24 protein-coding genes and 4 pseudogenes are annotated in these 24,291 nt (G+C 52.7%); 20 read left to right on the forward strand and 8 right to left on the reverse strand.

Annotated features, from left to right (window positions below):
- The first annotated feature begins 143 nt into the window (after positions 1-143).
- The 13 genes from ACOXYR_RS24340 (at position 144) to ACOXYR_RS24400 (ending at position 11,023) form a co-directional block, all read left to right on the forward strand.
- Positions 144-347, forward strand: coding sequence for a hypothetical protein (locus ACOXYR_RS24340; protein WP_000050848.1), 204 nt, complete (start codon positions 144-146; stop codon positions 345-347).
- A gap of 71 nt (positions 348-418) precedes the next feature.
- Positions 419-1,024, forward strand: a complete 606-nt coding sequence (yfbR, locus tag ACOXYR_RS24345) for a 5'-deoxynucleotidase (RefSeq protein WP_000071870.1) — start codon at positions 419-421, stop codon at positions 1,022-1,024.
- Positions 1,017-1,286 (forward strand): hypothetical protein, encoded by a 270-nt coding sequence (locus tag ACOXYR_RS24350; RefSeq protein ID WP_000184110.1) that lies wholly within the window; start codon positions 1,017-1,019, stop codon positions 1,284-1,286. Before yfbR ends, ACOXYR_RS24350 begins: the two co-directional genes overlap by 8 nt.
- A 13-nt stretch (positions 1,287-1,299) precedes the next feature.
- Positions 1,300-1,518, forward strand: coding sequence for a hypothetical protein (locus ACOXYR_RS24355; protein ID WP_000260293.1), 219 nt, complete (start codon positions 1,300-1,302; stop codon positions 1,516-1,518).
- A 73-nt stretch (positions 1,519-1,591) separates the two neighbouring features.
- Positions 1,592-2,149: a hypothetical protein gene (locus ACOXYR_RS24360; protein WP_000064432.1), complete on the forward strand. Its 558-nt coding sequence runs from the start codon at positions 1,592-1,594 to the stop codon at positions 2,147-2,149.
- Positions 2,150-2,223: 74 nt separating this feature from the next.
- Complete coding sequence (locus ACOXYR_RS24365) at positions 2,224-3,075, forward strand: hypothetical protein (protein WP_000595210.1); 852 nt, start codon at positions 2,224-2,226, stop codon at positions 3,073-3,075.
- A gap of 457 nt (positions 3,076-3,532) precedes the next feature.
- Positions 3,533-3,919 carry a hypothetical protein gene (locus tag ACOXYR_RS24370; RefSeq protein ID WP_001077335.1) on the forward strand — a complete coding sequence of 129 codons (387 nt, stop codon included), beginning with the start codon at positions 3,533-3,535 and terminating at the stop codon, positions 3,917-3,919.
- A gap of 177 nt (positions 3,920-4,096) precedes the next feature.
- Positions 4,097-5,824, forward strand: coding sequence for a DUF7146 domain-containing protein (locus tag ACOXYR_RS24375; protein ID WP_000122923.1), 1,728 nt, complete (start codon positions 4,097-4,099; stop codon positions 5,822-5,824).
- Positions 5,811-6,089 carry a hypothetical protein gene (locus ACOXYR_RS24380; RefSeq protein ID WP_000268337.1) on the forward strand — a complete coding sequence of 93 codons (279 nt, stop codon included), beginning with the start codon at positions 5,811-5,813 and terminating at the stop codon, positions 6,087-6,089. Before ACOXYR_RS24375 ends, ACOXYR_RS24380 begins: the two co-directional genes overlap by 14 nt.
- A 72-nt stretch (positions 6,090-6,161) precedes the next feature.
- Positions 6,162-6,401, forward strand: coding sequence for a permease (locus ACOXYR_RS24385; RefSeq protein ID WP_000714162.1), 240 nt, complete (start codon positions 6,162-6,164; stop codon positions 6,399-6,401).
- A 246-nt stretch (positions 6,402-6,647) separates the two neighbouring features.
- Positions 6,648-7,022, forward strand: a complete 375-nt coding sequence (locus ACOXYR_RS24390) for a hypothetical protein (protein ID WP_000868821.1) — start codon at positions 6,648-6,650, stop codon at positions 7,020-7,022.
- Between the two features lie 113 nt (positions 7,023-7,135).
- The gene (locus ACOXYR_RS24395) at positions 7,136-7,861 is read left to right on the forward strand and encodes a hypothetical protein (protein WP_000988732.1); all 726 of its coding nucleotides are present in this window, start codon (positions 7,136-7,138) and stop codon (positions 7,859-7,861) included.
- A 240-nt stretch (positions 7,862-8,101) separates the two neighbouring features.
- Entirely contained in the window at positions 8,102-11,023 is a 2,922-nt protein-coding gene (locus tag ACOXYR_RS24400; RefSeq protein ID WP_425364801.1) for a DUF6531 domain-containing protein, read from the forward strand.
- A 198-nt stretch (positions 11,024-11,221) separates the two neighbouring features.
- Here the strand turns inward: ACOXYR_RS24400 and ACOXYR_RS24405 are convergent, their stop codons facing one another.
- The 4 genes from ACOXYR_RS24405 to intI1 all read right to left on the reverse strand — a co-directional run bounded on the left by ACOXYR_RS24405 (position 11,222) and on the right by intI1 (position 17,172).
- Positions 11,222-12,226: an IS110-like element IS4321 family transposase gene (locus ACOXYR_RS24405; RefSeq protein WP_000427620.1), complete on the reverse strand. Its 1,005-nt coding sequence runs from the start codon at positions 12,224-12,226 to the stop codon at positions 11,222-11,224.
- 78 nt (positions 12,227-12,304) lie between these two features.
- On the reverse strand, positions 12,305-15,277 hold the full coding sequence (locus ACOXYR_RS24410; RefSeq protein ID WP_001138073.1) for a Tn3 family transposase: 2,973 nt from the start codon (positions 15,275-15,277) through the stop codon (positions 12,305-12,307).
- 2 nt (positions 15,278-15,279) lie between these two features.
- A complete protein-coding gene (locus ACOXYR_RS24415; RefSeq protein ID WP_001162012.1) occupies positions 15,280-15,837 on the reverse strand; it encodes a recombinase family protein in 558 nt (185 codons plus the stop codon).
- Between the two features lie 321 nt (positions 15,838-16,158).
- Positions 16,159-17,172 (reverse strand): class 1 integron integrase IntI1, encoded by a 1,014-nt coding sequence (gene intI1, locus ACOXYR_RS24420; protein WP_000845048.1) that lies wholly within the window; start codon positions 17,170-17,172, stop codon positions 16,159-16,161.
- A gap of 155 nt (positions 17,173-17,327) precedes the next feature.
- Between intI1 and dfrA14 the strand changes: the two genes are divergently transcribed.
- The 4 genes and pseudogenes from dfrA14 to ACOXYR_RS24435 all read left to right on the forward strand — a co-directional run bounded on the left by dfrA14 (position 17,328) and on the right by ACOXYR_RS24435 (position 19,195).
- On the forward strand, positions 17,328-17,801 hold the full coding sequence (dfrA14, locus tag ACOXYR_RS24425) for a trimethoprim-resistant dihydrofolate reductase DfrA14 (RefSeq protein WP_004201280.1): 474 nt from the start codon (positions 17,328-17,330) through the stop codon (positions 17,799-17,801).
- Positions 17,802-18,021: 220 nt separating this feature from the next.
- Positions 18,022-18,192, forward strand: a pseudogene (gene mobC, locus ACOXYR_RS24825) (plasmid mobilization relaxosome protein MobC); the annotation flags it as partial.
- Between the two features lie 46 nt (positions 18,193-18,238).
- Positions 18,239-18,313: pseudogene (locus ACOXYR_RS24830) on the forward strand (EAL domain-containing protein); the annotation flags it as partial.
- A gap of 117 nt (positions 18,314-18,430) precedes the next feature.
- Complete coding sequence (locus ACOXYR_RS24435) at positions 18,431-19,195, forward strand: IS6-like element IS6100 family transposase (RefSeq protein WP_001389365.1); 765 nt, start codon at positions 18,431-18,433, stop codon at positions 19,193-19,195.
- Positions 19,196-19,334: 139 nt separating this feature from the next.
- Here the strand turns inward: ACOXYR_RS24435 and ACOXYR_RS24835 are convergent.
- Positions 19,335-19,400 (reverse strand): annotated as a pseudogene (locus ACOXYR_RS24835) (EAL domain-containing protein); the annotation flags it as partial.
- Between the two features lie 61 nt (positions 19,401-19,461).
- Here ACOXYR_RS24835 and ACOXYR_RS24440 point away from each other — a divergent pair.
- On the forward strand, positions 19,462-20,670 hold the full coding sequence (locus ACOXYR_RS24440) for a type II restriction endonuclease (protein ID WP_001749969.1): 1,209 nt from the start codon (positions 19,462-19,464) through the stop codon (positions 20,668-20,670).
- Positions 20,671-20,703: 33 nt separating this feature from the next.
- Here ACOXYR_RS24440 and ACOXYR_RS24445 read toward each other — a convergent pair whose 3' ends face one another.
- On the reverse strand, positions 20,704-22,137 hold the full coding sequence (locus ACOXYR_RS24445) for a DNA cytosine methyltransferase (protein WP_001288432.1): 1,434 nt from the start codon (positions 22,135-22,137) through the stop codon (positions 20,704-20,706).
- Positions 22,138-22,235: 98 nt separating this feature from the next.
- On the opposite strand from ACOXYR_RS24445, the pseudogene ACOXYR_RS24450 reads away from it, so the two are divergent.
- Positions 22,236-22,508 (forward strand): annotated as a pseudogene (locus ACOXYR_RS24450) (IS1 family transposase); the annotation flags it as partial.
- 10 nt (positions 22,509-22,518) lie between these two features.
- Here ACOXYR_RS24450 and ACOXYR_RS24455 read toward each other — a convergent pair.
- Positions 22,519-22,725, reverse strand: a complete 207-nt coding sequence (locus tag ACOXYR_RS24455) for a hypothetical protein (RefSeq protein WP_001749967.1) — start codon at positions 22,723-22,725, stop codon at positions 22,519-22,521.
- A 4-nt stretch (positions 22,726-22,729) separates the two neighbouring features.
- On the reverse strand, positions 22,730-23,167 hold the full coding sequence (locus ACOXYR_RS24460; protein ID WP_020325134.1) for a restriction endonuclease: 438 nt from the start codon (positions 23,165-23,167) through the stop codon (positions 22,730-22,732).
- Positions 23,168-23,266: 99 nt separating this feature from the next.
- On the opposite strand from ACOXYR_RS24460, the gene ACOXYR_RS24465 reads away from it, so the two are divergent.
- Positions 23,267-23,971, forward strand: a complete 705-nt coding sequence (locus ACOXYR_RS24465) for an IS6-like element IS26 family transposase (protein WP_001067855.1) — start codon at positions 23,267-23,269, stop codon at positions 23,969-23,971.
- Positions 23,972-24,291: the final 320 nt, after the last annotated feature.

A 24,291-nucleotide genomic window follows, 5' to 3' on the forward strand; every position in this document is an offset into this window, starting at 1 on the left:
TTACCCTTTTAGGTGGCTGTCATACTCTTTGTTCATTGTCAGCGCTTGCTGGCTATAACGGTAGCTGGCCCAAAACAGCAATAACCTAACCCCTCGGGAGGAAACCCCTCCTGGGTTCTCTCCCACAAACAAAGGAGAGAAGCATGAGCCTAGACAAGTTAAGTCGGCTGGTGGACCAACAACGAAAGACCCAGGATGAAATCGACAATGAAATCATTCTGGCCGTCAAAGAGGTGTTGGCTACAAACTCAGTCGGTTTAGCCCGTGAGCTTGTTGGGGGTGTCCCGCAAGATCATCCATTCCATCCGTTTTTACTCGCTATAGCTAAGCAGCTTGACCCGAGATAACTAAGTAACCCAACCGGGTACACCAAGGCCCGGTCGGCTTTGGTGTACCTCCAACCAATTTTGGAGGCACTATGTCTAATTCAAATTTCGGCTTTCTAGCTCTGGCCTTGCGCCAACGCCTGATCAAACGCTGGTCACTGATGCACTCTGTTCAACCGGAGTCTGTGTTGGAACACAGCGCTGTTGTTACCCTGCTTTCCTACCTGGCTGGCAATATTGCCATTCAGCAAGGGAAGTCGGTGGATCTGGCAGTCATGCTTGCTCATGCTTCGTTGCATGATGCAGCCGAGGTTCTCTGTTCGGATGTTGTAACACCGGTCAAGAAAGCAAACGCTGTTTTGCAGCGTGAGTTTGAACGACTGGAAAAGGCCGCAGAGGACAAACTCATCCAGACTCTTCCCGAAGAACTCCAGGATGCAGTCGCCATAGCCTTCGCTCCCGGTGGCTATGAACAATCACTGGTTAAGGCCTGTGATACCTACTCCGCTTACATCAAGTGCAAACTTGAGGTGGCCGCAGGTAATGGCCTTGAGTTCCAGGATGCTCTCAGCAAAATGGAACGTGTTGTTGCTCAGGTGAAATCGGACTTCCCGGAAATCGACGCTCTGGACAAATGGTTTGGTAACGGACTCGGCCATTCAGTAGATAAACTGCTGGCAGGGGGTAACGATGACTAATCCAATCCCTGGCGACATCAAGATTAAGGACTTTGGCCGCGACCGGAAATTCCGTTCGGTTGATGAGCTTCAAAGCACTTTGTCAGAACAGTACAAAGGTCAGCATGTCAGCATCGTTTACCCTGCAAAGCCCAGCGGTTTACTCCGCACGGTTTTTGTCAGTGTCGATGATGCTGGTGGCGTGAATCGAACCTATGGGGACCAGTCTCCTGTCGATTTTTCTGCCATCAAAGATGACCTGTATGTACCAAGTGACCTGTAGGAGAGCACTAGCTATGGTGGTGATCATCGTAAACACAGGACACTATGAGTTTATCGGCCTTGGTGAGACCCACGGACAAGCCACAGAAGGGCTTTTGAAACGCTGGGACGAACACTGCGAACGTAATCCGGATGCTGAGTCTGGTTACATGCAGGAGCTGATAGAAGAAGGAAGCGCACAAGTTGTCGAGATGGAGCCCGGCTCCGCCGTAATTTACGGACTTGACGGCTAAGCCTTCTCAACTAACCCACTCGGGCGCATCATCCCGAGAGGGTGTGGTGCGTCCTAACCAAAAGGAATGCACTATGTCTAACTTTGAACAAGCTCTGGAGCGTACTGACGGTAAAACACTGATTCTCAGCAATGGGAGTAAGTGGGCAGGCCAAGACCCGGACAGCATTCAGACTTTACTGGATGTCCTGGGTGACAACGTTCTTGACCCGATGTTTGAGCAGTATCACTGTTATCGCCCATACCCGTTTGAACCAATGGTGAGGACGGGGCGAAATGGCGAAATGTTCCAGCCTTGGCTTGGGGCAGCCTGCTTCTTTGGGAACTTCCTGACCGTCTCTCATGTTTTCAACATCATCACGAAAGATGACGGTGTTGTTGAGGCCTTAACAGAGGCGATCCGGAAGAATATGGCGACTGAACAGTACCAGCAGAATGCCTATGAGCGTTATGCCGGTTGGTTCTACGCTGAAACCAGCGAAGGGTTAAGGCTAGTCTCTCCAAGTGAGGCTGCCGACATCCGAGCTGGCGCAGTTTCAAAGCTGCGTTACCCAAGAAACTTCGAGGTTATGAAAACTGCGGTTCTCAAAGGTCCTCGATTTGATACTGAATTAAGCCGCAAGGCTTCTTAACCCAAACATTAACCCCACGGGGGACATCGGTCCCTGAGGGGATGGTGTCTCCCTCTGAAATTAAGGAGATACCAATGATTAAACAGCATTTTCAAAACGAACTGGTTAAGTGTGGATACCCGGATGATCTGACGATTGAGTACAGTCTCGGATACTGCCAGGGGGATGGCGTAGCCTTCTACGGGGATTTGAGCGTTGATGACGTCAAAGCTCTCATGAATCGCCTATTCAGCACTGAGCCCGGCCAAGTGGATGCTGTCAGCCGCGTGAAGAACCTGATGGCACAGAAAGACATTGAGAATATGCTTTCTGTCCTCCGCGAATATGGTTCCTGTGACCTGTCCATTACTCGGAATAGTCACGGGCATCACTACAGCCATTGGAACTGCATGAACATCGACGACAACGTGGACTTCACAGGGATCTTCCCTGATGATGATTCCATGATTGGCACCGGCATTGAAGGGATTAACCAGGATATGGTCGAGCGCTGGCAAGACCTCTGGGAACGCTTTGTGCTGGAGCTGGCGGATGATGTAAAAAGTCTTTCCAAGAAGCTCGAAGCGGACGGGTACTCGCTGATCGAGGCCTCTCCATGCGAAGATGAAGTGGTTTGGGAACGGGCCACTGAAAACTACCTGGTGCGTGTTACTGAACTCCCTGAGCGGGATTTCGATATGGGCCACTGGGATGACGAAGTAAGAGACCAAACAATTTGTTCTATCCTGGAAGGGAAAGAGCGAGTGCTTGGCCTACGTGTTGAGGTACTCTCTCGTGAAAACGAGATTGTCCTGGGTGAAGAGAGTCTGCACGGCTTGACCGTTGCCAGTGATGACAAGAGCTACGCTGGCTACAGACGAGAACTTCTCCGGGGCGCTATCCAGCAAACCAGGGACTTTTTCTCTCGCCACCTCAAAGCGGCATAACAAGGCAGGGGGAAACCCCTGCTTTACTTCCCAAGTCTTCTTACTCATGGTTAAGCCATCAGTAAGCAGATTTTGTCCTCCCTGAGGGCGAAAGCGTGCGATAGCTGGTCGCCAAAAACAAACAGCAAATTAACGTTAATTTATTAATCCCTGCGGGAGTCTATCTCCTGCTGGAGATACCTCCCGTTATTTCTGGAGGTATCCATGAACAAATTCCAAGACTTTAAGTTGGTTTATCGTCAAGGTGGTCGTCGCTTAGAGCGTGTCTTTAAGGACACTCTTTACGCGAATGTGAAGCGTGTCGCTGACTCGTTTCCTCCGACCGTTCTTTGGCGCATTCAGCCAGCGTAAAACTCGGAACCTTAAAGCTCGGCTTTGGCCGTGACCTTTCAATAACCCATGCGGGTACACTTCCCCGCACGGGGTAGGTGTACCCATTAACTTTGGAGTACACCTTATGAACCAAGTAGCTAAATTGGACCTCGCCCAAATCCGTCAACAAGCCATCAATGATGGTCTGCTGGTGGACCAATCTTCCATCGGTAAACAAGCTGGTTTCCTGACCAATGTGGCAGTGACCCCGGCAATTGTCGATGGAGTATTTGGTGCAGATGGTAAGCACTCGGTAGAAGACTTCCTTTTCATGTTTTTGCAGCTTTGTGTTGCTCAAACAAAGGTCGCTTTTACCGACAACAAGAATTGGGGAAAGATTCGTCTTTATTACCCCATGCCCACTGTAGATGGCTTTTTCAAACCCACTGAGGTTGTGATTAAGTCAGATCCTGTAACCGCAGATGTCACAATCATGATGGCCTCGGAAGATGGCACTCATTTGTGCTTGTGATATTCACAAAATTCGCCTCCGTTTCGGGGGCGACCTTTTTAAACCCCTCGCCGGGGAGTTCTCCCCGGCTGGGGAGCCTCCTTGGCACATTCTCCCGGTGTCGGGGTTTCCTTAAAACCCTGGCGACGGGGGTTTAAGGAAGCCTCGATGCTGGGGTTCACGCTAAGGAGAAAACCTATGTCTTACTACAAAGCTGACACCGTTCGTGAAGCTGCAAACGGAAACTGGCTATTCATCCTGGCGGCCCTAGCGCCCCATCTTGAACCAGCTCTCCGTAAACCTGGTCGTCATGTTTCTTGTCCTATCCACGGCGGGAAAGATGGCTTCCGACTGTTCAAGGATGCCCACCTGACTGGTGGCGGCGTATGCAATACATGCGGTGCCAATCATGATGGTTTTGAGCTGCTGATGTGGCTCAATAACTGGGACTTTAAACAGTGCCTGAGCGAGGTTGGTGATTATCTGGGCGTTGAGAAAGAGCAACCCCAGTATCAACAAGCCGCTGCACCGACACGAGCTCCTGTCCAGGCCAAAGCGCCTGTTCAGCAAGAGCCTATGAAGGTGAATAACAAGGTTCTCGATTCCAAGAATCGTAAAAAATCCATTGCCGGTACTCTGATTGCCCACGGTAAAGCTCCTTATGAGCATAACGAAGACAACGAGCTCAGCTACTTTGCCTTCATCCGTGACAAGAGCGGTTTGGAACGCACCATCTGGGGCGTGGATCTTGAAAGAGCCATTGGTGAAAGTGAAGCCAAGTATGGGGATGAGATCGTCATGACAAACCTCGGGCGCGAGCCTGTAACTGTCGTCGTTGAAGTTAAGGACGAGCAGGGGAATGTTGTGAGAGAACAACCTATGCAAACGCATCGCAACACCTGGCTGGTGGAACGTCGCGGCGCTACGGTAACGCAGTTCCGCGCTCGCTCGAACGGTGGTGTTGAGCCGGTGAGTCACCATGTTGAGTCGGCCCCTGTGGTCAACCGCACGGTAGAAGCTCCGGCACCGCAAGTACAACATGCGGCCACACAACCGGAAGAGCAAAGCAGCGAAAACAAGCCGAAAGTTGTTCCGATGTTTCGTGAACAACCTAAGCCTTGGCTGCTTGAGCTCCAAGAAGAAATGGAGAAGAGAATGGAGCGCGAACGCGCTTACAGTGCTCGTCTCCGTGAGAAAATCGAGAAGGTATGGAACGAGTGTTTGCCGTTCTCCAGTCATGTGACTGAGCCAATGCGTCTGTACTTCAAAAACCGCGAGCTTCTGTTCAAGGTTGATGAAGTAGAAAAAACAGACTGTCTGCGGTTCAATCCGGCTATGGCCTACTACGACGAAGATGGCAATGAAGTTGGGAAATTCCCGGCTATCGTCTGCGCTATCCGAGATGTGGAAGGCAACCTGGTAACGCTCCACCGCACCTATCTCACCCAAAACGGTAAAAAAGCCAAGGTCGGCAACGCCAAGAAGATGATGCCCATTCCTGACGGTTTGGATGTCAATGGCGCGGCCATCCGCCTCGGTGAACCGACTGAGGGTATCCTGGGTGTTGCAGAAGGGCTGGAAACAGCCCTGTCAGCTTATCGAGTCACTCAAATCCCGGTTTGGTCAACGGTCAATGCGACCCTGATGGAGTCCTTCGAGGTTCCAGAAGGTGTTCACACCGTACTGATCTGGGCTGACAAAGATAAGTCTGTGACTGGTGAGAAGTCAGCGAACGTGCTGAAAGCCAAGCTGGAGAAGCGCGGCATTCGTGTGTACGTCCTGCTGCCTAAACTCCCGATCCCGCCCAGAGCGAAAGGGATTGACTGGAACGATGTCCTGATGAGTCAGGGAAGCCTCGGTTTCCCGAATGCTCGCTACCTGCGCGATTTCATTGCGAGAAGGAGAGCTGAGTATGGCCGTCATTGATGTCTCGAAGGTTGATACAACGCCTGGTAACGACGCGGTGTGCCCCTTTTCTCCCCCTGAGGGGTGGGAGGGGGACTCTGCGGCCTACGTTGAGCTTATGCGGTCTCGGTATCGTCATCTGATGCACGGCCAGAGAATGATGGTGACAGCCTCCTTCGCAAGAAGGGAGCCTATCCAAGTTACTGGCCCGTTTGCTGATGAAGCGACGAAGATCATTAACTCAATGAAGATGAACAAGGCGAAGCCAACAGCTTTGTCTGCCTAAAACTTTAACCCTGAGGGGGTGTTCATGCCCTCTCGGGCATGATTCGCCTCCTCTTCAACTATGGAGGTAATCATGAAAAAGTTTTTGCGTATTAAGACGTGGTTTGTGCGTCTTTTCTCTCCTGACAAGAAGACTCTGGGAGCTATCGGTGAAGACCTGCGTAAGGTCGCCGTAACAGCCATCGGTGTCGGTATTGTAGGATTGGCTGTATCTGGGGACACTATAACCGTCAAAGAAGCCGGTTTGGTGTTGGTCATTGGGGTTATCCTGTGGATCTATGGTATAATCTTAACCAAGGTCAGCAATTCCTAAGGGGGTCAAATGGACGCTTTCACATTAGGCATGTTGGGGTTGCTCATTTTTTTCACTGTCGTCACTGGCGGCAGTCTGTATCTCTACCATGAGAAACAGAAGGAAAAAAAGCATCACAACGCCTAAAGAGTAACTGCGATAATGAACGTAAAGGCCAGCAATAGCTGGCCTTTTTTTATACTTGCAGTTTGAAGTGTTACATGTCACGATGAAGTTGGTGTGACATGTAACGGTAAAGGTGTTTTTTTGAAAGTATCCAATGAAGATGCTCAGGCTACGGCGATCTATCTCCTCAGAGCTGCTTCGCGCCCAGCTTTCTGGCGTGACGTCCCATTCGATAAGAAACTTGAAGCCGTGGACAGCCTGAACAGCATGGGGCGATCACCATCAGAACTCACTGAATGGATTAATAAATATCTGACAGCAGAGCAAATCAATAAACTCGGGACATCAATTAGGCAACGTCGCAGAAGGGGATATGGTGTTGGTAAAAGCATAACTATAAGCGATAAAGCCCACAGGATTTTGAAGCGGTTGGCAGAAGTCGATGGTTGCAATTTGTCAGAAGTGATAGAGAAACGCCTAGCCCGAGCTTATAAAAATACTTGGGACCACAAATAGAGTGGCACTAGGGGTTGCATTTTTAAAACCCGTGGTAGCATCTAAATGAACCCTAACGAATAGGGGTGCTGGCGGCGATGCCGACCATTATCCCGATAATGGAGAAATAGACCATGATGACACTGACTACTGTCTCGAAGAAAACTTCTAATAATTCAGCCCTTGTATTCTGGCGCGTTGGTACAAAACGGAAAGGCATCCTTGATGTTCGTATTGATTTTGACAACGAGGAGGCAGATCTTTTGGCTGAGCTCGTAGCCATTCGCTATCTGGCGCTGGACAAACAGGTTTTTTGCAGAGAGCCAGGTGCTGGTGCTGGTTACAAGCTGGTGGTATCCAAAGGTGCGATTAAAAAGCTGGCGCTGGGCAAATCCACCAAGGAGTTTGCATTCAAGTTTGCGGCTTGCCTCACTGGACGTTTAAAGGGCGCTACTATTGAAGTTTCGCAGAGCATGGAGTTTATGGATGAGCCGGGTGAGGGCAACGTTGAGCTCCTCGATGTGGACAAGCAAGCCTATACTCAAACCCATGACGAAATCTCTACACCGGCCATTGGTCCCGTCCTTGTTACTCAACATGCCATCGATCAGTATCAGGCCCGGATAACCTCTGGAGACCCTAAAAAACCGTGGGCCTCACTCGTTGGTCGCCTCCAGCATCCAGAGTTACAGGTTCAACCCTTTGACGAGAAAGTGGCTCGCCATAAAGCCAGAAAGTATGGCCGCGTAGATAACGTGGAAGTCTGGGGCCATAGAGATTCCAAGTTCAAGTACCTGATGGTGATCAACGACGACAACCAAAAACGTGTTCTTGTCACAGTGTTTGAGCGAAATGAGTAACCTGCTTCTCATTTGTTCTGAATACACAACCTCTCCAAATCACGTATTCATACCCTAAAAGGGCAAAAACGCAGTCGTTGATAACGACTCTCCCACCTGAAAATAGCTCCAGCATAAAAACTGGAGCTGTAAATGAGATCGAGACCTTCCCTTTTACTGATGCGAAACCTGCGGTCATTGGCCGTTGTGGTGCTCGCAACTTTGCCATGCGTTGCTTTTGCACAATGGCGGGTTGTAGCCGTGAGCACCGAAGTAGACAAAATGCGCTTCAACACCATCATAGACGCGCATTCCTTCATGAAGAATTATCGCTCTGGTGAGGAGCAAGGGAAGGGAACGCCAGTTGGGGATGCGCTTTATCCGGTTGCCAGTTATGGTGATGGCCGTTATGTCTCCAGGATCTGTTTTAAGTATCTAGGTGCTACTGGCGATTATGACCCCACTACCTGCACTGGCGACCCAGCTACGGTCTACTGGCGCTCAACCTATGTTCTGCCGGGTGAGATGGATAAAACACCGTTCCTGGACAGGGATCTCGGCTTACCAACAACGACCATGTGTGTAGGGAACCCTATCCATCTTGGCACCGGCAACAAGTTCCAGGCTGAACTGGATTATCAAAGCGGAGGCTCCGACCCTTTCACATTCACCAGATACTACAATAGCCACCTTCCTGATGAAGAGCTCGGCGGCTGGCGGCATACCTACTCGCGGAGCGTCGAGGTCAACGCCTCGAAGTACGGTGAGAACATGGTTGTCCTGCACCGGCCAGAAGGGCAACAACTCGCGTTCTACAACTCGTCCTCTGTCTGGGTGCCAACATGGAAAACCGATGATACCTTGACGAAGGATGCTACCGGCTGGCGTTACACTCAATCTGACGGGGTAGTCGAGGCCTATGATGAAACCGGACGACTGACCGGCATCGAGAAGCCCAACGGCAATCACATCACCCTGAGCTATCTGAACGGAGAGCTATCCTCGATCACTGACGGCTTTGGCCGCAACATCCAGTTCCAGCATCAAGATGGCCGCATGGTCAGTGTCACCGATCCTGCTGGTGGCAGTATTCAGTACCAGTACAACAGCGCTGGCAAGCTGGCGGAAGTGATCTACCAGGACAATACGAGCCGCAGCTATCTCTACGATGACCCGAATGCACCGGGTTTGCTCTCTGGGCTGGTGGACGAGAACGGCAACCGTTTCGCCACATGGGGATATGATGCTCAGGGGATGGCAGTTCTAAGTGAACACGCCGGGGGCGCAGAGAAGACTCAGGTAAGCTACAACGCTGACGGAAGCGTCTCTGTCACCAACGCCCTCGGCCACGTTCAGCGATATACCTACAGCCGTCACAACGGGATGCTCAAGCCTGATGTTGTTGAGGGTGCGCCGTGTACCGGCTTTGTGGGAGGCAAGGAAACCTACGTCTACGACAGCAAAGGCCTCGTCTCCAGCATTACAGATCGTGCTGGACAGAAGCGCACGTTCACCCATAACGACCGGGGATTGGAAACCACCCAGATAGACCAGGATGGGGGCAAGGTTACGACCGACTGGCTTCCTTCCAAGTCGCTCCCTGCAAAAATCACGGAACCAACCAGGATCACTGAGCTTACCTACGACACTCATCTCCGGGTGATAAGCCGCAAGGTCACAGATCGCAGCTCGGGCGCTTCCCGGACATGGACCTACACCTATGCCCCTGTTGGTACAGGAAAGCCGAGCCTGTTGGCCTCGGTTGATGGTCCGCGCACCGACGTCAGCGATGTTACGACATTTGACTACGATGACCAGGGCAACCTGATCCGGACAACAAACGCGCTGGGGCAGGTGATGCAGTTTGGTGACTACGACGCGAACGGTCGCGCCGGGACCATTCAGGGCGTCAACGGTGTAACCCAAACCCTCACCTATGACGCCAGAGGAAGACTTGTCAGCTCCACTGGACCAGAAGGAACCACGGCCTACAACTATGATGCTGTGGGCCTCCTGAGCTCGCTGACTAAGCCAAATGGTGCAACCGTCAGCTATGAGTACGACGCTGCACATCGGCTGGTGGCGGAAACAGATGCACAGGGCAACCGGCGCGAGCTTGAGCTCAATGACCTCGGGAACCCAGTAGAAGAGCGACTGCTCGATGCGCTGGGCCAGACCCGTTGGATAGAGCGCCGGATCTTCAACGAAATCGGCTGGCTCTCCAGTGTCTCCGACGCCTATAGCAATCAGTCATCGTTTTCCTACGATGTGGTGGCAAACCTGATACAGGAGACCAGTCCCTCTGGTAACACACACTCCTACAAGTACGACGGCTTCCATCACCGGACACAAACGACCGATCCACTCGGGAAGGTCACGCAGGTGCTCTACAAGGATACCGGCGATGTTTACCGTGTCTCCGACCCTCGTTCGCGCCTGACCTACTACAGCTACAACGGCTTTGGCGAAGTGACTCAGGTCCGGAGCCCGGACACCGGCACCACCGACATTACCTATGACGAAGCCGGTAACGTGGCAACGCGCAAGACGGCCAAGGGACAAACCACAAGCTACAGCTACGACGCGCTGAACCGGATCATCGAGGCATCCAGCGGTGTCGCTGGCGAATCGCCAATTCTGTACGGGTACGACGAAGCAACCTCACCATACGGCATGGGCCGCTTGACCTCAGTCGATGATGGCAACGGTGTCCGGAGATATGGCTATACACCCGAAGGATGGTTGGCTTACGAGACCTGGGAAACCCACGGGCAGAGCCTTACTACCCAGTACCAATACGATGGTGCAGGCCTCATCACGAAGATCACGTATCCCAGTGGTCGTGAGGTTTCCTACACCCGTGATTTAGCCGGTGACGTCATCGAGGTGGCAACGACACAAGCAGGCACCACAACAAGCCTGGCAAGCCAGATCGAGCGAGCGCCCTTTGGCCCCGTCACCAGTATGGTCAGATGGAACGGCATTTCAGAAAGTCGCTCTTTGGATCTCAATTACCGAGTCACCGGCATCGACGCTACTAGAGTGCATTCGCTGGTCTATCGGTACACGCCAGACTCGTTGATTTCAGCCATAGACGACAATCTGGGGTCGTCTCAGAAAACGGAATCTATGGTCACTCCCGTTTTTGCAACACCGATTTTGACGATAAATTGGCTTGCTTGAATCTATCCGGCGTCTGAATGGGATTTTATTCCCGCGCCTCGATGAGTTCCGCGCCTGATGAACCTCCAGAAAATATACGGCTTCAATGAGCCTTTCCGTTTTACAGGTTCCTCAACAGGCCGGTGGGCCGTTAGTATCATCAATATCAGTATTCGCAAAACCAGATCAGTGATTCTTTAAACCGGTGTATTTCTGCCGTTATGCTACATAAGTTTGCTGTCGTGCCGTTAGGGCCCAGGCTATTCTGGCCAGCTTGTTTGCCAGAGCACAAGTGACGACAAAGTTGCTTTTCCTACACAGTAGATCCCTGACCCAATCGGCCAATTTGCCAGACTGGTGTTCCAGTTTTTGTATGAATACCCTGGCACATTGAACCAACAAAGTTCGGATCTTTTTGTTACCTCGCTTACTAATTCCCAGCAATGTCGTCCGACCTCCCGTGCTGTACTGTCGAGGCACTAGCCCTGTTGCCGCCGCAAAGTCACGACTGCTGGCGTACTGCTTCCCGTCGCCAATCTCAGTTGAAATAGTACTCGCTGTCAGTGTTCCGACGCAGGGAATGCTCAGCAAGCGCTGTCCAATCTCATCTTCGTCCAACTTTCGTTTCAACTGGGATTCCAAATCTTTAATCTGCTCAACAAGATAGTGATAATGCTGTTGTAATTTCAGCAATAACTGGCTGAGGTATAGAGGCAAACTATTGTCCTCAAGAAGGGTACTCAGTCGGCTAATAACGGCAGCTCCTCGTGGAACGCTGATGCCAAATTCCAGCAGAAAAGCATGCATCTGATTGGTTGTTTTTACCTTATCCTGAACCAAGGATTCACGGACACGATGCAGCGCACGCATTGCCTGCTGAGATTCAGTTCTGGGCTGTACAAAACGCATAGACGGACGCGATGCAGCTTCACAAATAGCTTCGGCGTCGACAAAGTCGTTTTTGTTACTTTTAACGAATGGACGGACAAATTGTGGTGATATCAGCTTAGGAAAATGCCCCAACTCTTCCAACTTGCGTGCCATAAAGTGAGAGCCACCACAGGCTTCCATTGCGATGGTTGTAGCGGGGCATGTCGCCAAAAATTCGATTAACTTTGGCCGTGTAAATTTTTTACGGTAAACAGCCTTGCCGCGACGATCCTGGCAATGAATATGGAAAGAGTTTTTACCCAGATCGATACCAATGAGCGCAATGTTTTCCATGATAGTTCTCCGAATGAAAGCCTATCCTCAGCATAGTACCGGGAAGGAGGGAGTGACCATCTCATTAAATAAAGCACGCTAAGCCGGTGGCAGCGGTCGCAATGGCCTAAACTTCCCCGCACCGACCTTGGCGCTGCTGCGCCATAGGTAATCGCCGGTCAGGTTGATGTGCTCCCACCCCAGCGGCGACAGATATTGCAACAATGTGTCGTCCAGCGCCGTGCCGTTGCCACGCAAAGCACTGGTGGCACGCTCCAGATATACCGTGTTCCACAACACGATGGCCGCCGTCACCAGATTGAGGCCGCTGGCCCGGTAGCGCTGCTGCTCAAAACTGCGGTCGCGGATTTCACCCAATCGGTAGAAGAAGACCGCCCTGGCCAGCGCGTTGCGCGCCTCGCCCTTATTCAGCCCCGCATGGACGCGGCGGCGCAGCTCCACGCTTTGCAGCCAATCCAAAATGAACAGCGTGCGCTCGATGCGCCCCAGCTCGCGCAACGCCACGGCCAAGCCGTTCTGGCGCGGGTAGCTGCCGAGTTTGCGCAGCATCAGCGAAGCCGTTACCGTGCCTTGCTTGATGGAGGTGGCCAGCCGCAGAATTTCATCCCAATGGGCGCGTATTTGCTTGATGTTCAGCCTGTCGCTGCTAATCATCGGCTTGAGCGCGTCATAGGCGGCATCGCCCTTGGGGATGAATAGCTTGGTTTCGCCCAAGTCACGGATACGCGGCGCGAAGCGAAATCCCAGCAAATGCATCAAGCCAAACACGTGATCGGTGAAGCCTGCCGTGTCGGTGTAGTGTTCCTCGATGCGCAAGTCCGACTCGTGGTACAGCAGGCCATCAAGCACGTAAGTTGAATCACGAATGCCCACGTTGACCACCTTGGCACTGAAGGGCGCGTACTGGTCGGAGATATGGGTGTAGAAAGTCCGTCCTGGACTGCTTCCATACTTCGGGTTGATATGACCAGTGCTTTCTGCTTTGCTGCCGGTTCTGAAGTTCTGGCCGTCCGACGATGACGTGGTGCCGTCACCCCAGTTGCCGGCGAAGGGTTGCCGAAACTGCGCATTCACCAGCTCGGCCAGCGCCGTCGAATAGGTTTCATCGCGGATGTGCCAGGCTTGCAGCCAAGACAGCTTGGCGTAGGTGGTGCCAGGGCAGGACTCGGCCATTTTGGTCAGACCCAGGTTGATCGCGTCGGCCAGGATCGTCGTCAACAGCAAGGTTTTGTCCTTGGCCGTGTCGCTGGTCTTCAGGTGTGTGAAGTGGCGGGTGAAGCCCGTCCATTCATCGACCTCCATCAGCAACTCGGTGATTTTGAGGTGCGGCAGCAGCATAGCTGTCTGGTCGATCATGGCTTGCGCGGCGTCTGGTACTGCCGCGTCCAGCGGCGTGATCTTCAGGCCTGACGCGGTGGTGATGATGGCATCCGGTAAGTCGTTGGCCGCAGCCATGCGGTTGACTGTGGCGAGTTGCGCCTCCAACAATTCCAACCGGTCATGCAGGTATTGGTCGCAGTCGGTGGCCACTGCCAGCGGCAATTCGCTGGCCAGCTTCAAAGTGGCGAACTTCTCGACCGGCACCAGGTATTCGTCGAAGTCCTTGAACTGGCGAGAACCCTGCACCCAGACATCACCGGAGCGCAGCGCGTTCTTCAGCTCCGACAGGGCGCATAACTCGTAGTAACGCCGGTCGATGCCGTCGTCGGTCAGAACCAGCTTTGCCCAGCGCGGCTTGATGAATGCGGTTGGCGCATCGGCGGGCACCTTGCGCGCGCTGTCGCTGTTCATGCCGCGCAGCATGTCGATGGCATCGAGCACACCCTTGGCGGCGGGCGCAGCCCGCAATTTGAGCACGCCCAGGAACTGCGGCGCGTAGCGGCGTAGCGTGGCATAGCTTTCACCGATGTGGTGCAGGAAATCAAAGTCGGCAGGCCGCGCCAATGTTTGCGCTTCGGTGACGCTGGCGGCGAAGGTGTCCCAGGGCATAACGGCCTCGATGGCGGCGAACGGATCGCTGCCGCTTTGCTTGGCCTCAATCAACGCTTGACCGATGCGCCCATACATCCGCACCTTGTCGTTGATCGCCTTGCCGGAAGCCTGGAACTGCTGCTGATGCTTGTTCTTGGCCGCGTTGAACAGCTTGCCGATGATGCGATCGTGAAGGTCGATGATTTCATCGGTGACGGTGGCCATGCCTTCGATGGCCAGCGCTACCAGCGTGGCATAGCGTCGTTGCACCTCGAACTTTGCCAGATCAGCAGGCGTCATCTGGCCACCTTCACGAGCGATTTTGAGCAGGCGGTTCTGGTGAACCTGCCGCTCGATGCCTGCGGGCAGATCAAGTGCTTGCCAGGATTTCAGGCGCTCAATATGTTCGAGCATGTGGCGAGAGTTCGGTTTGGCAGGCGACTGGCGCAGCCATGCCAGCCACGTCACTTTACTGCCGTCCTTGCGCTTGAGAAGTTCGTCCAGGCGCTGACGGTGGGGTGATAACAAAGAATCGGTCAGCGCCGCGTAAATGCGTCGGTTGGCACGGGTGATGGCCTCGGCGCTTGCGCGCTCGATGGCATTCATGGCGGGCAGGATAATGCTCTGCCGCCGCAGATTCTCGACAAGTGCGCTCGCCAGCACGATGCCTTTGTCGGTCTGCAAGGCCAGCTCGGTCAATGTATGCACGGCTTGCCGATAGTGGCTCATGGTGAAGGGCTTGAACCCAAAAACCGTTTGCAGCTCGACCAAGTGCTCCCGCCGTGTCTGTTCGCGCTGGCCGTACTCGCTCCAACTTTCCACTGGCATCTTGAGTTGCGCGGCCACCATGCGCAACAGGGGCGGAAACGGAGGCTCATCGACGCCCAAAAAGGTGCCAGGGAATCGCAAGTAGCAAAGCTGCACAGCGAAGCCCAATCGATTCGCGGCGCCGCGACGCTGACGGATCACCGACAGGTCGGTTTCGTTGAACGTGTAGTGCCGTATCAGTTCGTCTTTGGCATCTGGCAGTGCCAGCAGGCTTTCGCGCTCGGTGGCGGACAGGATTGAGCGGCGTGGCATGGTCAGTCTTCCCGCAGGTACTGGTACAAGGTTTCGCGGCTGATGCCGAAGTCACGGGCCACCAAGGTTTTTTGGTCGCCTGCCGCAACTCGCCGTTTCAACTCGGCAATTTGTTCGCTGTTCAGCGATTTCTTTCGTCCCCGGTAGGCACCGCGCTGCTTGGCCAGCACGATTCCCTCGCGCTGACGTTCGCGGATCAGGGCGCGCTCGAACTCAGCGAAGGCTCCCATGACCGACAGCATCAGATTGGCCATCGGTGAGTCCTCGCCGGTGAACTTCAGCCCTTCTTTGACGAACTCCATGCGCACGCCCCGTTGTGTCAGCCCTTGGACGATGCGGCGCAGGTCATCAAGGTTGCGTGCCAGCCTGTCCATGCTATGCACCACCACGGTGTCGCCCTCGCGGACGAAGGCCAGCAGCCTTTCCAGCTCGGGACGCTGGGTGTCCTTGCCAGAAGCCTTGTCGGTGAACACCCGCGCCACCTGAACACCCTCCAATTGCCGTTCCGGGTTCTGGTCGAAGCTGCTGACGCGGACATAGCCGATGCGTTGACCTTGCAAGATGCCTCCAAAGGCAAAAGTGTCAGGATGAAATCTATTACCTTTGACGGAATATGTCAATCAATAGGAAATTTAACTCTATTCTGACATCGTTTGCACATGGCATCTGACATCAAGTTTGTCGTTTTCAGAAGACGGCTGCACTGAACGTCAGAAGCCGACTGCACTATAGCAGCGGAGGGGTTGGATCCATCAGGCAACGACGGGCTGCTGCCGGCCATCAGCGGACGCAGGGAGGACTTTCCGCAACCGGCCGTTCGATGCGGCACCGATGGCCTTCGCGCAGGGGTAGTGAATCCGCCAGGATTGACTTGCGCTGCCCTACCTCTCACTAGTGAGGGGCGGCAGCGCATCAAGCGGTGAGCGCACTCCGGCACCGCCAACTTTCAGCACATGCGTGTAAATCATCGTCGTAGAGACGTCGGAATGGCCGAGCAGATCCTGCACGGTTCGAATGTCGTAACCGCTGCGGAGCAAGGCCGTCGCGAACGAGTGGCGGAGGGTGTGCGGTGTGGCGGGCTTCGTGATGCCTGCTTGTTCTACGGCACGTTTGAAGGCGCGCTGAAAGGTCTGGTCATACATGTGATGGCGACGCACGACACCGCTCCGTGGATCGGTCGAATGCGTGTGCTGCGCAAAAACCCAGAACCACGGCCAGGAATGCCCGGCGCGCGGATACTTCCGCTCAAGGGCGTCGGGAAGCGCAACGCCGCTGCGGCCCTCGGCCTGGTCCTTCAGCCACCATGCCCGTGCACGCGACAGCTGCTCGCGCAGGCTGGGTGCCAAGCTCTCGGGTAACATCAAGGCCCGATCCTTGGAGCCCTTGCCCTCCCGCACGATGATCGTGCCGTGATCGAAATCCAGATCCTTGACCCGCAGTTGCAAACCCTCACTGATCCGCATGCCCGTTCCATACAGAAGCTGGGCGAACAAACGATGCTCGCCTTCCAGAAAACCGAGGATGCGAACCACTTCATCCGGGGTCAGCACCACCGGCAAGCGCCGCGACGGCCGAGGTCTTCCGATCTCCTGAAGCCAGGGCAGATCCGTGCACAGCACCTTGCCGTAGAAGAACAGCAAGGCCGCCAATGCCTGACGATGCGTGGAGACCGAAACCTTGCGCTCGTTCGCCAGCCAGGACAGAAATGCCTCGACTTCGCTGCTGCCCAAGGTTGCCGGGTGACGCACACCGTGGAAACGGATGAAGGCACGAACCCAGTGGACATAAGCCTGTTCGGTTCGTAAACTGTAATGCAAGTAGCGTATGCGCTCACGCAACTGGTCCAGAACCTTGACCGAACGCAGCGGTGGTAACGGCGCAGTGGCGGTTTTCATGGCTTGTTATGACTGTTTTTTTGTACAGTCTATGCCTCGGGCATCCAAGCAGCAAGCGCGTTACGCCGTGGGTCGATGTTTGATGTTATGGAGCAGCAACGATGTTACGCAGCAGGGCAGTCGCCCTAAAACAAAGTTAACCCAGGATGAGAACCTTGAAAGTATCATTGATGGCTGCGAAAGCGAAAAACGGCGTGATTGGTTGCGGTCCAGACATACCCTGGTCCGCGAAAGGGGAGCAGCTACTTTTTAAAGCATTGACCTACAATCAGTGGCTTCTGGTGGGTCGCAAGACGTTTGAATCTATGGGCGCACTCCCCAATAGGAAATACGCGGTCGTTACCCGCTCAGGTTGGACATCAAATGATGACAATGTAGTTGTATTTCAGTCAATCGAAGAGGCCATGGACAGGCTAGCTGAATTCACCGGTCACGTTATAGTGTCTGGTGGCGGAGAAATTTACCGAGAAACATTACCCATGGCCTCTACGCTCCACTTATCGACGATCGACATCGAGCCAGAGGGGGATGTTTTCTTCCCGAGTATTCCAAATACCTTCGAAGTTGTTTTTGAGCAACACTTTACTTCAAACATTAACTATTGCTATCAAATTTGGAAAAAGGGTTAACAAAGCTATGCAATCGACGGCAAAAAGCTTCGTTCGCTTCGCGCACTACGCCTTTTCCGCGATTGATAGCGACGTTATGTGAATATTGAAATGAGCATTCCAAAGAAAGGAAGTAGAAAAATTATCGTGGGCGAAAATGAGTTTTTGTGGCTCATTAGGTCAAAACTCACATATTCGCAGGACTGTTTAGGTACAGAAATGACTGCGGTCGTTGAACCGGATGCCGGTCCTCACTGATGAAGAAGTGAACACCGTACGGGAATCGTGCCGGCAGCTTGGAGCTATCGGCCGGAACCTCAACCAGGTGGCCAGGGCCTTGAACATCGAGTTCAGGGAAAGTGACAAGCTCAAGCAAGAGGCCATCGAAAAACTGGCCGAACGGATCGACCAGCATTTGGACCATGTGTCTGAGCTGTTCGATAAGACCTGGAGCCGGTGGCACGATTGTCATTTTCAGAAGACGACTGCACCAGTTGATTGGGCGTAATGGCTGTTGTGCAGCCAGCTCCTGACAGTTCAATATCAGAAGTGATCTGCACCAATCTCGACTATGCTCAATACTCGTGTGGGCTCTGTTGCAAAAATCGTGAAGCTTGAGCATGCTTGGCGGAGATTGGACGGACGGAACGATGACGGATTTCAAGTGGCGCCATTTCCAGGGTGATGTGATCCTGTGGGCGGTGCGCTGGTATTGTCGCTATCCGATCAGCTATCGCGACCTTGAGGAAATGCTGGCGGAACGCGGCATTTCGGTCGACCATACGACGATCTATCGCTGGGTCCAGTGCTACGCCCCGGAGATGGAGAAGCGGCTGCGCTGGTTCTGGCGGCGTGGCTTTGATCCGAGCTGGCGCCTGGATGAAACCTACGTCAAGGTGCGGGGCAAGTGGACCTACCTGTACCGGGCAGTCGACAAGCGGGGCGACACGATCGATTTCTACCTGTCGCCGACCCGCAGCGCCAAGGCAGCGAAGCGGTTCCTGGGCAAGGCCCTGCGAGGCCTGAAGCACTGGGAAAAGCCTGCCACGCTCAATACCGACAAAGCGCCGAGCTATGGTGCAGCGATCACCGAATTGAAGCGCGAAGGAAAGCTGGACCGGGAGACGGCCCACCGGCAGGTGAAGTATCTCAATAACGTGATCGAGGCCGATCACGGAAAGCTCAAGATACTGATCAAGCCGGTGCGCGGTTTCAAATCGATCCCCACGGCCTATGCCACGATCAAGGGATTCGAAGTCATGCGAGCCCTGCGCAAAGGACAGGCTCGCCCCTGGTGCCTGCAGCCCGGCATCAGGGGCGAGGTGCGCCTTGTGGAGAGAGCTTTTGGCATTGGGCCCTCGGCGCTGACGGAGGCCATGGGCATGCTCAACCACCATTTCGCAGCAGCCGCCTGATCGGCGCAGAGCGACAGCCTACCTCTGACTGCCGCCAATCTTTGCAACAGAGCCTCCGTCGCCATGCTCACCTCGCTTTGGTGCACACGAGTATTGAGCATAGTCGAGATTGGTGCAGATCACTTCTGATATTGAACTGTCAGGAGCTGGCTGCACAACAGCCATTACGCCCAATCAACTGGTGCAGTCGTCTTCTGAAAATGACACTGTTTGTATATAATCATGAAAAAATGGTGAGTAGAGTTTCAGGGTAACAGGGGATGCTTATGTCGGTTTTCCACAACTGGCTACTTGAGATCGCATGTGAGAATTACTTCGTCTACATCAAACGCCTTTCCGCCAACGATACCGGCGCAACAGGTGGTCACCAGGTAGGGCTTTATATCCCTTCAGGTATCGTTGAAAAACTCTTTCCGTCTATCAACCATACCCGTGAACTGAACCCTTCGGTTTTTCTCACCGCACATGTGTCATCGCATGATTGCCCTGACAGCGAAGCCAGGGCAATTTATTATAACAGCCGTCATTTTGGTAAAACCCGGAATGAAAAAAGGATTACCCGCTGGGGTAGAGGCAGCCCACTTCAGGATCCTGAAAATACAGGGGCTCTGACGCTCCTGGCTTTCAAGCTTGATGAGCAAGGGGGGGACTGTAAGGAAGTAAATATTTGGGTATGCGCCAGCACTGATGAAGAGGACGTCATTGAGACCGCTATTGGTGAAGTTATACCCGGAGCGCTTATATCCGGCCCCGCAGGACAGATTCTAGGCGGACTATCTCTACAGCAAGCGCCAGTAAATCATAAATATATTCTACCTGAAGACTGGCACCTGCGCTTTCCGTCGGGAAGTGAAATTATTCAGTATGCAGCCAGCCATTATGTGAAAAATTCCCTTGATCCGGATGAGCAACTTCTTGACCGCCGGCGCGTGGAGTACGACATATTTCTATTGGTTGAGGAACTGCATGTTCTGGATATCATCCGGAAAGGATTTGGCTCTGTGGATGAATTTATTGCGCTGGCCAATTCTGTCAGCAATCGCCGTAAATCCAGAGCCGGGAAGTCGCTGGAACTGCACCTGGAGCATCTATTCATTGAGCACGGCCTGCGACACTTTGCGACGCAGGCCATCACAGAAGGTAATAAAAAACCCGATTTCCTTTTCCCTTCCGCAGGGGCTTACCACGATACTGAGTTTCCCGTAGAAAATCTGCGCATGCTGGCAGTCAAGACTACCTGTAAGGATCGCTGGCGTCAGATACTGAATGAGGCCGATAAAATTCATCAGGTGCATCTGTTTACACTCCAGGAGGGAGTTTCTCTGGCTCAATATCGGGAGATGCGGGAGTCGGGTGTCAGATTGGTCGTGCCATCATCTCTGCACAAAAAATACCCGGAGGCGGTGAGAGCTGAGCTAATGACGCTAGGTGCGTTTATTGCTGAGCTGACAGGGCTTTACGCAGATATTCCATAGATTATCTCCCGGCATAAATACCGGGAGGAGCGATCAGATTCGTTCAACCTTGCACGAATCGGCATTAACCGCTTTCAGGATATAAGGTTCAAGCAGTTTGGCTACGGCTTCAAACACGGGCACCACTACGGAGTTACCGAACTGCCTGTACGACTGAGTGTCTGACACAGGAATGCGAAAAGGCCTGCCATCTACTTTTTCAAAACCCATAAGGCGCGCGCACTCTCGCGGAGTCAGCCTGCGGGGCCGATGCGCCTGATTTTCTTCGTTCGCGAAGTCTGTTTCACCTGTGGCCATATCCCAGCCACGGTCTATCAGAATTTCAGACCCGTCTTTGTGATAGCGAGCAGAAAGCGTACGGGCAATGCTTTCTTTATTTTCAGGATTAACGAGGCCAAAACCGAATCCGTTACCCTTAGCTGCGTGCTTTTTGGCGTAGTTATAGAGATACTCCCAGAGTTTCGGCGTCAGTATATATTTGCTGTCAACCACGGGTTCCAGCAGTTCGCCAAATGACGGACGCTGTTCCGGATAAAAACGACTAATATCGCGCAGGGTAAAGCCCTGGTGAATGTTCAGATCACGGCGGAAACCGACCAAAACGATACGTTCTCGGTGCTGAGGTAAAAAGTGTTTTCCGTCGATAACTTTAGGATCGTTTTTGCCCATCTCAGCTGCATCCGCAACTTCATAGCCAAGTTCGTCGAGGGTATCCATGATGACTTTAAAGGTTTTACCCTTGTCATGGCTCTTCAGGTTTTTAACGTTTTCAAGAACAAAGATGGCAGGTTTTTTTGCGCGGATAATACGCGCCACATCGAAGAAAAGCGTTCCCTGAGCCTCACATTCGAAACCATGCGCGCGCCCGAGCGAGTTTTTCTTGCTTACGCCCGCAAGGCTGAACGGTTGACAGGGGAAACCTGCTAGAAGTACATCATGATCCGGCACATGCTCATTAATGTAAGCATAGGCATCGTTTTCAGGTACTTCAGGTTTATCACTGAGCGTGACTTCCCGAATATCTAGATTGAAAGTGTGTTCCTGAGCATCGTTAAACCAGTTAGCTTTATATGTGCGCACAGCCTCTTTATTCCATTCACTGGTAAAAACGCACTGGCCACCGATGGTTTCGAAGCCCTTCCGTATACCTCCAATCCCAGCAAACAGGTCAATAAACCGGAAGGCATAGTCAGGGTGATGTGCAGGCGCTTCCGGAAGCATTTTTCGTAGAAGTTCCTCTTCGGCTAACGTCAGCGTCTTAGGTGAGCACTTACCATTAATCCAGCGATTAAGAGTCTCGCGACTCCACTCATTTTTACCAACTTTTCTAAGCAGTTCAGCCACGTACTTCTGGTCATAGATTTCCAGCACCTGCCCGAGCAGCTTTTTATCATTTTCCTGTCGCAGTTGTTCTTCCGCTTCTGCTTTCTCAAGCAGATCCTGCGCCAGTAATTCAAATTCAGACATATTGCCTCCATTGGGTCTTATGGGTGAAACTGTATCACTCATTTGACCCAGATTGAATGTTTTTATCTGGATATTTAAACAGGTTTATTGTTAGGTAACGCACGTTGGCCACGCTGGAGCGTCTTCTGGGCCTGCTGTCGGCCTTTGAGGTCGTGGTATGGATGACGGATGGCTGGCCGCTGTATGAATCCCGCCTGAAGGGAAAGCTGCACGTTATCAGCAAGCGTTACACTCAGCGCATTGAGCGACATAACCTGAATCTGAGACAACATCTGGCAAGGCTGGGACGGAAGTCACTGTCGTTCTCAAAATCGGTGGAGCTGCATGACAAGGTCATCGGGCATTATCTGAACATAAAACACTATCAGTAAGTTGGAGTCATTACCGGTTCTCTTTGTCTTTTAGTGATTCTATAAACCTCATTACGTCTGAATATAAAAATCTATTATTTGATTTATGTGGCTCATGAGGTTGTGGGATGGTCTTGTTTTTGAATGTGCCAGTTTTCTTAATGGCAAAGATTAACTCACCTTCTGTTATTCCTAACATTTCAGCAAATGTTTTTGCTTCTATAGTTACTGACTTCATTTAATTAACTCTCATGGTATCGATTTTCTTTACCGGCATCTTTAACAATGGTGCTCGTTTCTAGTGTTGCTGCGGTACGCTTCATCATCGTCTGCGGGGCGGTTGCGATAGTGAAGGAGCTGCCGGGCGTGAGCAAATCTATCAGGCGCTGGCCGCTGATAATCTCCATCCGTTCACTGGCAATACTGACAGATTTTGAACCTGCGCCGGTTTTCCCGGTATGGCAAAACAGACCGCGACAGTTATGACGTTTAAGCAACTTCTCGAACTCCTGTACGTGCTGTAAAGCAATATGGCCGCGATAGCGTTTAGCCTGAATAAGATAGCGATATTTTCCTATTATTACCTGGCCGTCAATGCCTCCATCGCCGGTATAGCGTTTGTTTCTGATGGTTCTGAAGCCATGCGCTTCAAATCCTTCCAGCAACAGTTCTTCAAACACAAAAGGATCAATTTTCCTCAGGTAGTTAATTTTTTGGGCACTGTTGCAAATAGTCGGTGGTGATAAACTTATCATCCCCTTTTGCTGATGGAGCTGCACATGAACCCATTCAAAGGCCGGCATTTTCAGCGTGACATCATTCTGTGGGCCGTACGCTGGTACTGCAAATACGGCATCAGTTACCGTGAGCTGCAGGAGATGCTGGCTGAACGCGGAGTGAATGTCGATCACTCCACGATTTACCGCTGGGTTCAGCGTTATGCGCCTGAAATGGAAAAACGGCTGCGCTGGTACTGGCGTAACCCTTCCGATCTTTGCCCGTGGCACATGGATGAAACCTACGTGAAGGTCAATGGCCGCTGGGCGTATCTGTACCGGGCCGTCGACAGCCGGGGCCGCACTGTCGATTTTTATCTCTCCTCCCGTCGTAACAGCAAAGCTGCATACCGGTTTCTGGGTAAAATCCTCAACAACGTGAAGAAGTGGCAGATCCCGCGATTCATCAACACGGATAAAGCGCCCGCCTATGGTCGCGCGCTTGCTCTGCTCAAACGCGAAGGCCGGTGCCCGTCTGACGTTGAACACCGACAGATTAAGTACCGGAACAACGTGATTGAATGCGATCATGGCAAACTGAAACGGATAATCGGCGCCACGCTGGGATTTAAATCCATGAAGACGGCTTACGCCACCATCAAAGGTATTGAGGTGATGCGTGCACTACGCAAAGGCCAGGCCTCAGCATTTTATTATGGTGATCCCCTGGGCGAAATGCGCCTGGTAAGCAGAGTTTTTGAAATGTAAGGCCTTTGAATAAGACAAAAGGCTGCCTCATCGCTAACTTTGCAACAGTGCCTTTTTTCCTGCGGTGTACGACGCCGACGCCGCTCAGGTCCTGATAACACTCCAACCATCTTATCGTTCTGACTGGTATTAAACATAGTTCCAAGACTACCTCTTATTTTAAGAGAGTCGAAGTGTCTGGTGATCTATGGGGCCAGTCTAGCCCTCTTCCAAGTGTAGGGAGATATAGTCAAAGTTTGCTTCTCCGCCGATGAGTCCGCCCTGCGTCGGATAGTCCGATTTTTTACCGGCGAAGCACGGCTCTCCTAACCCTATCTAAA

The organism is Pseudocitrobacter faecalis, assembly GCF_965231525.1.
GTDB lineage: Bacteria > Pseudomonadota > Gammaproteobacteria > Enterobacterales > Enterobacteriaceae > Pseudocitrobacter > Pseudocitrobacter faecalis.

Coding starts and splice junctions, on each gene's coding strand:
- ACOXYR_RS24340 (WP_000050848.1), top strand. CDS start 144: ATGAGCCTAGACAAGTTAAGTCGGCTGGTGGACCAACAACGAAAGACC.
- yfbR (WP_000071870.1), top strand. CDS start 419: ATGTCTAATTCAAATTTCGGCTTTCTAGCTCTGGCCTTGCGCCAACGC.
- ACOXYR_RS24350 (WP_000184110.1), top strand. CDS start 1,017: ATGACTAATCCAATCCCTGGCGACATCAAGATTAAGGACTTTGGCCGC.
- ACOXYR_RS24355 (WP_000260293.1), top strand. CDS start 1,300: ATGGTGGTGATCATCGTAAACACAGGACACTATGAGTTTATCGGCCTT.
- ACOXYR_RS24360 (WP_000064432.1), top strand. CDS start 1,592: ATGTCTAACTTTGAACAAGCTCTGGAGCGTACTGACGGTAAAACACTG.
- ACOXYR_RS24365 (WP_000595210.1), top strand. CDS start 2,224: ATGATTAAACAGCATTTTCAAAACGAACTGGTTAAGTGTGGATACCCG.
- ACOXYR_RS24370 (WP_001077335.1), top strand. CDS start 3,533: ATGAACCAAGTAGCTAAATTGGACCTCGCCCAAATCCGTCAACAAGCC.
- ACOXYR_RS24375 (WP_000122923.1), top strand. CDS start 4,097: ATGTCTTACTACAAAGCTGACACCGTTCGTGAAGCTGCAAACGGAAAC.
- ACOXYR_RS24380 (WP_000268337.1), top strand. CDS start 5,811: ATGGCCGTCATTGATGTCTCGAAGGTTGATACAACGCCTGGTAACGAC.
- ACOXYR_RS24385 (WP_000714162.1), top strand. CDS start 6,162: ATGAAAAAGTTTTTGCGTATTAAGACGTGGTTTGTGCGTCTTTTCTCT.
- ACOXYR_RS24395 (WP_000988732.1), top strand. CDS start 7,136: ATGATGACACTGACTACTGTCTCGAAGAAAACTTCTAATAATTCAGCC.
- ACOXYR_RS24405 (WP_000427620.1), bottom strand. CDS start 12,226: ATGGAAAACATTGCGCTCATTGGTATCGATCTGGGTAAAAACTCTTTC.
- ACOXYR_RS24410 (WP_001138073.1), bottom strand. CDS start 15,277: ATGCCACGCCGCTCAATCCTGTCCGCCACCGAGCGCGAAAGCCTGCTG.
- intI1 (WP_000845048.1), bottom strand. CDS start 17,172: ATGAAAACCGCCACTGCGCCGTTACCACCGCTGCGTTCGGTCAAGGTT.
- ACOXYR_RS24435 (WP_001389365.1), top strand. CDS start 18,431: ATGACGGATTTCAAGTGGCGCCATTTCCAGGGTGATGTGATCCTGTGG.
- ACOXYR_RS24440 (WP_001749969.1), top strand. CDS start 19,462: ATGTCGGTTTTCCACAACTGGCTACTTGAGATCGCATGTGAGAATTAC.
- ACOXYR_RS24445 (WP_001288432.1), bottom strand. CDS start 22,137: ATGTCTGAATTTGAATTACTGGCGCAGGATCTGCTTGAGAAAGCAGAA.
- ACOXYR_RS24455 (WP_001749967.1), bottom strand. CDS start 22,725: ATGAAGTCAGTAACTATAGAAGCAAAAACATTTGCTGAAATGTTAGGA.
- ACOXYR_RS24465 (WP_001067855.1), top strand. CDS start 23,267: ATGAACCCATTCAAAGGCCGGCATTTTCAGCGTGACATCATTCTGTGG.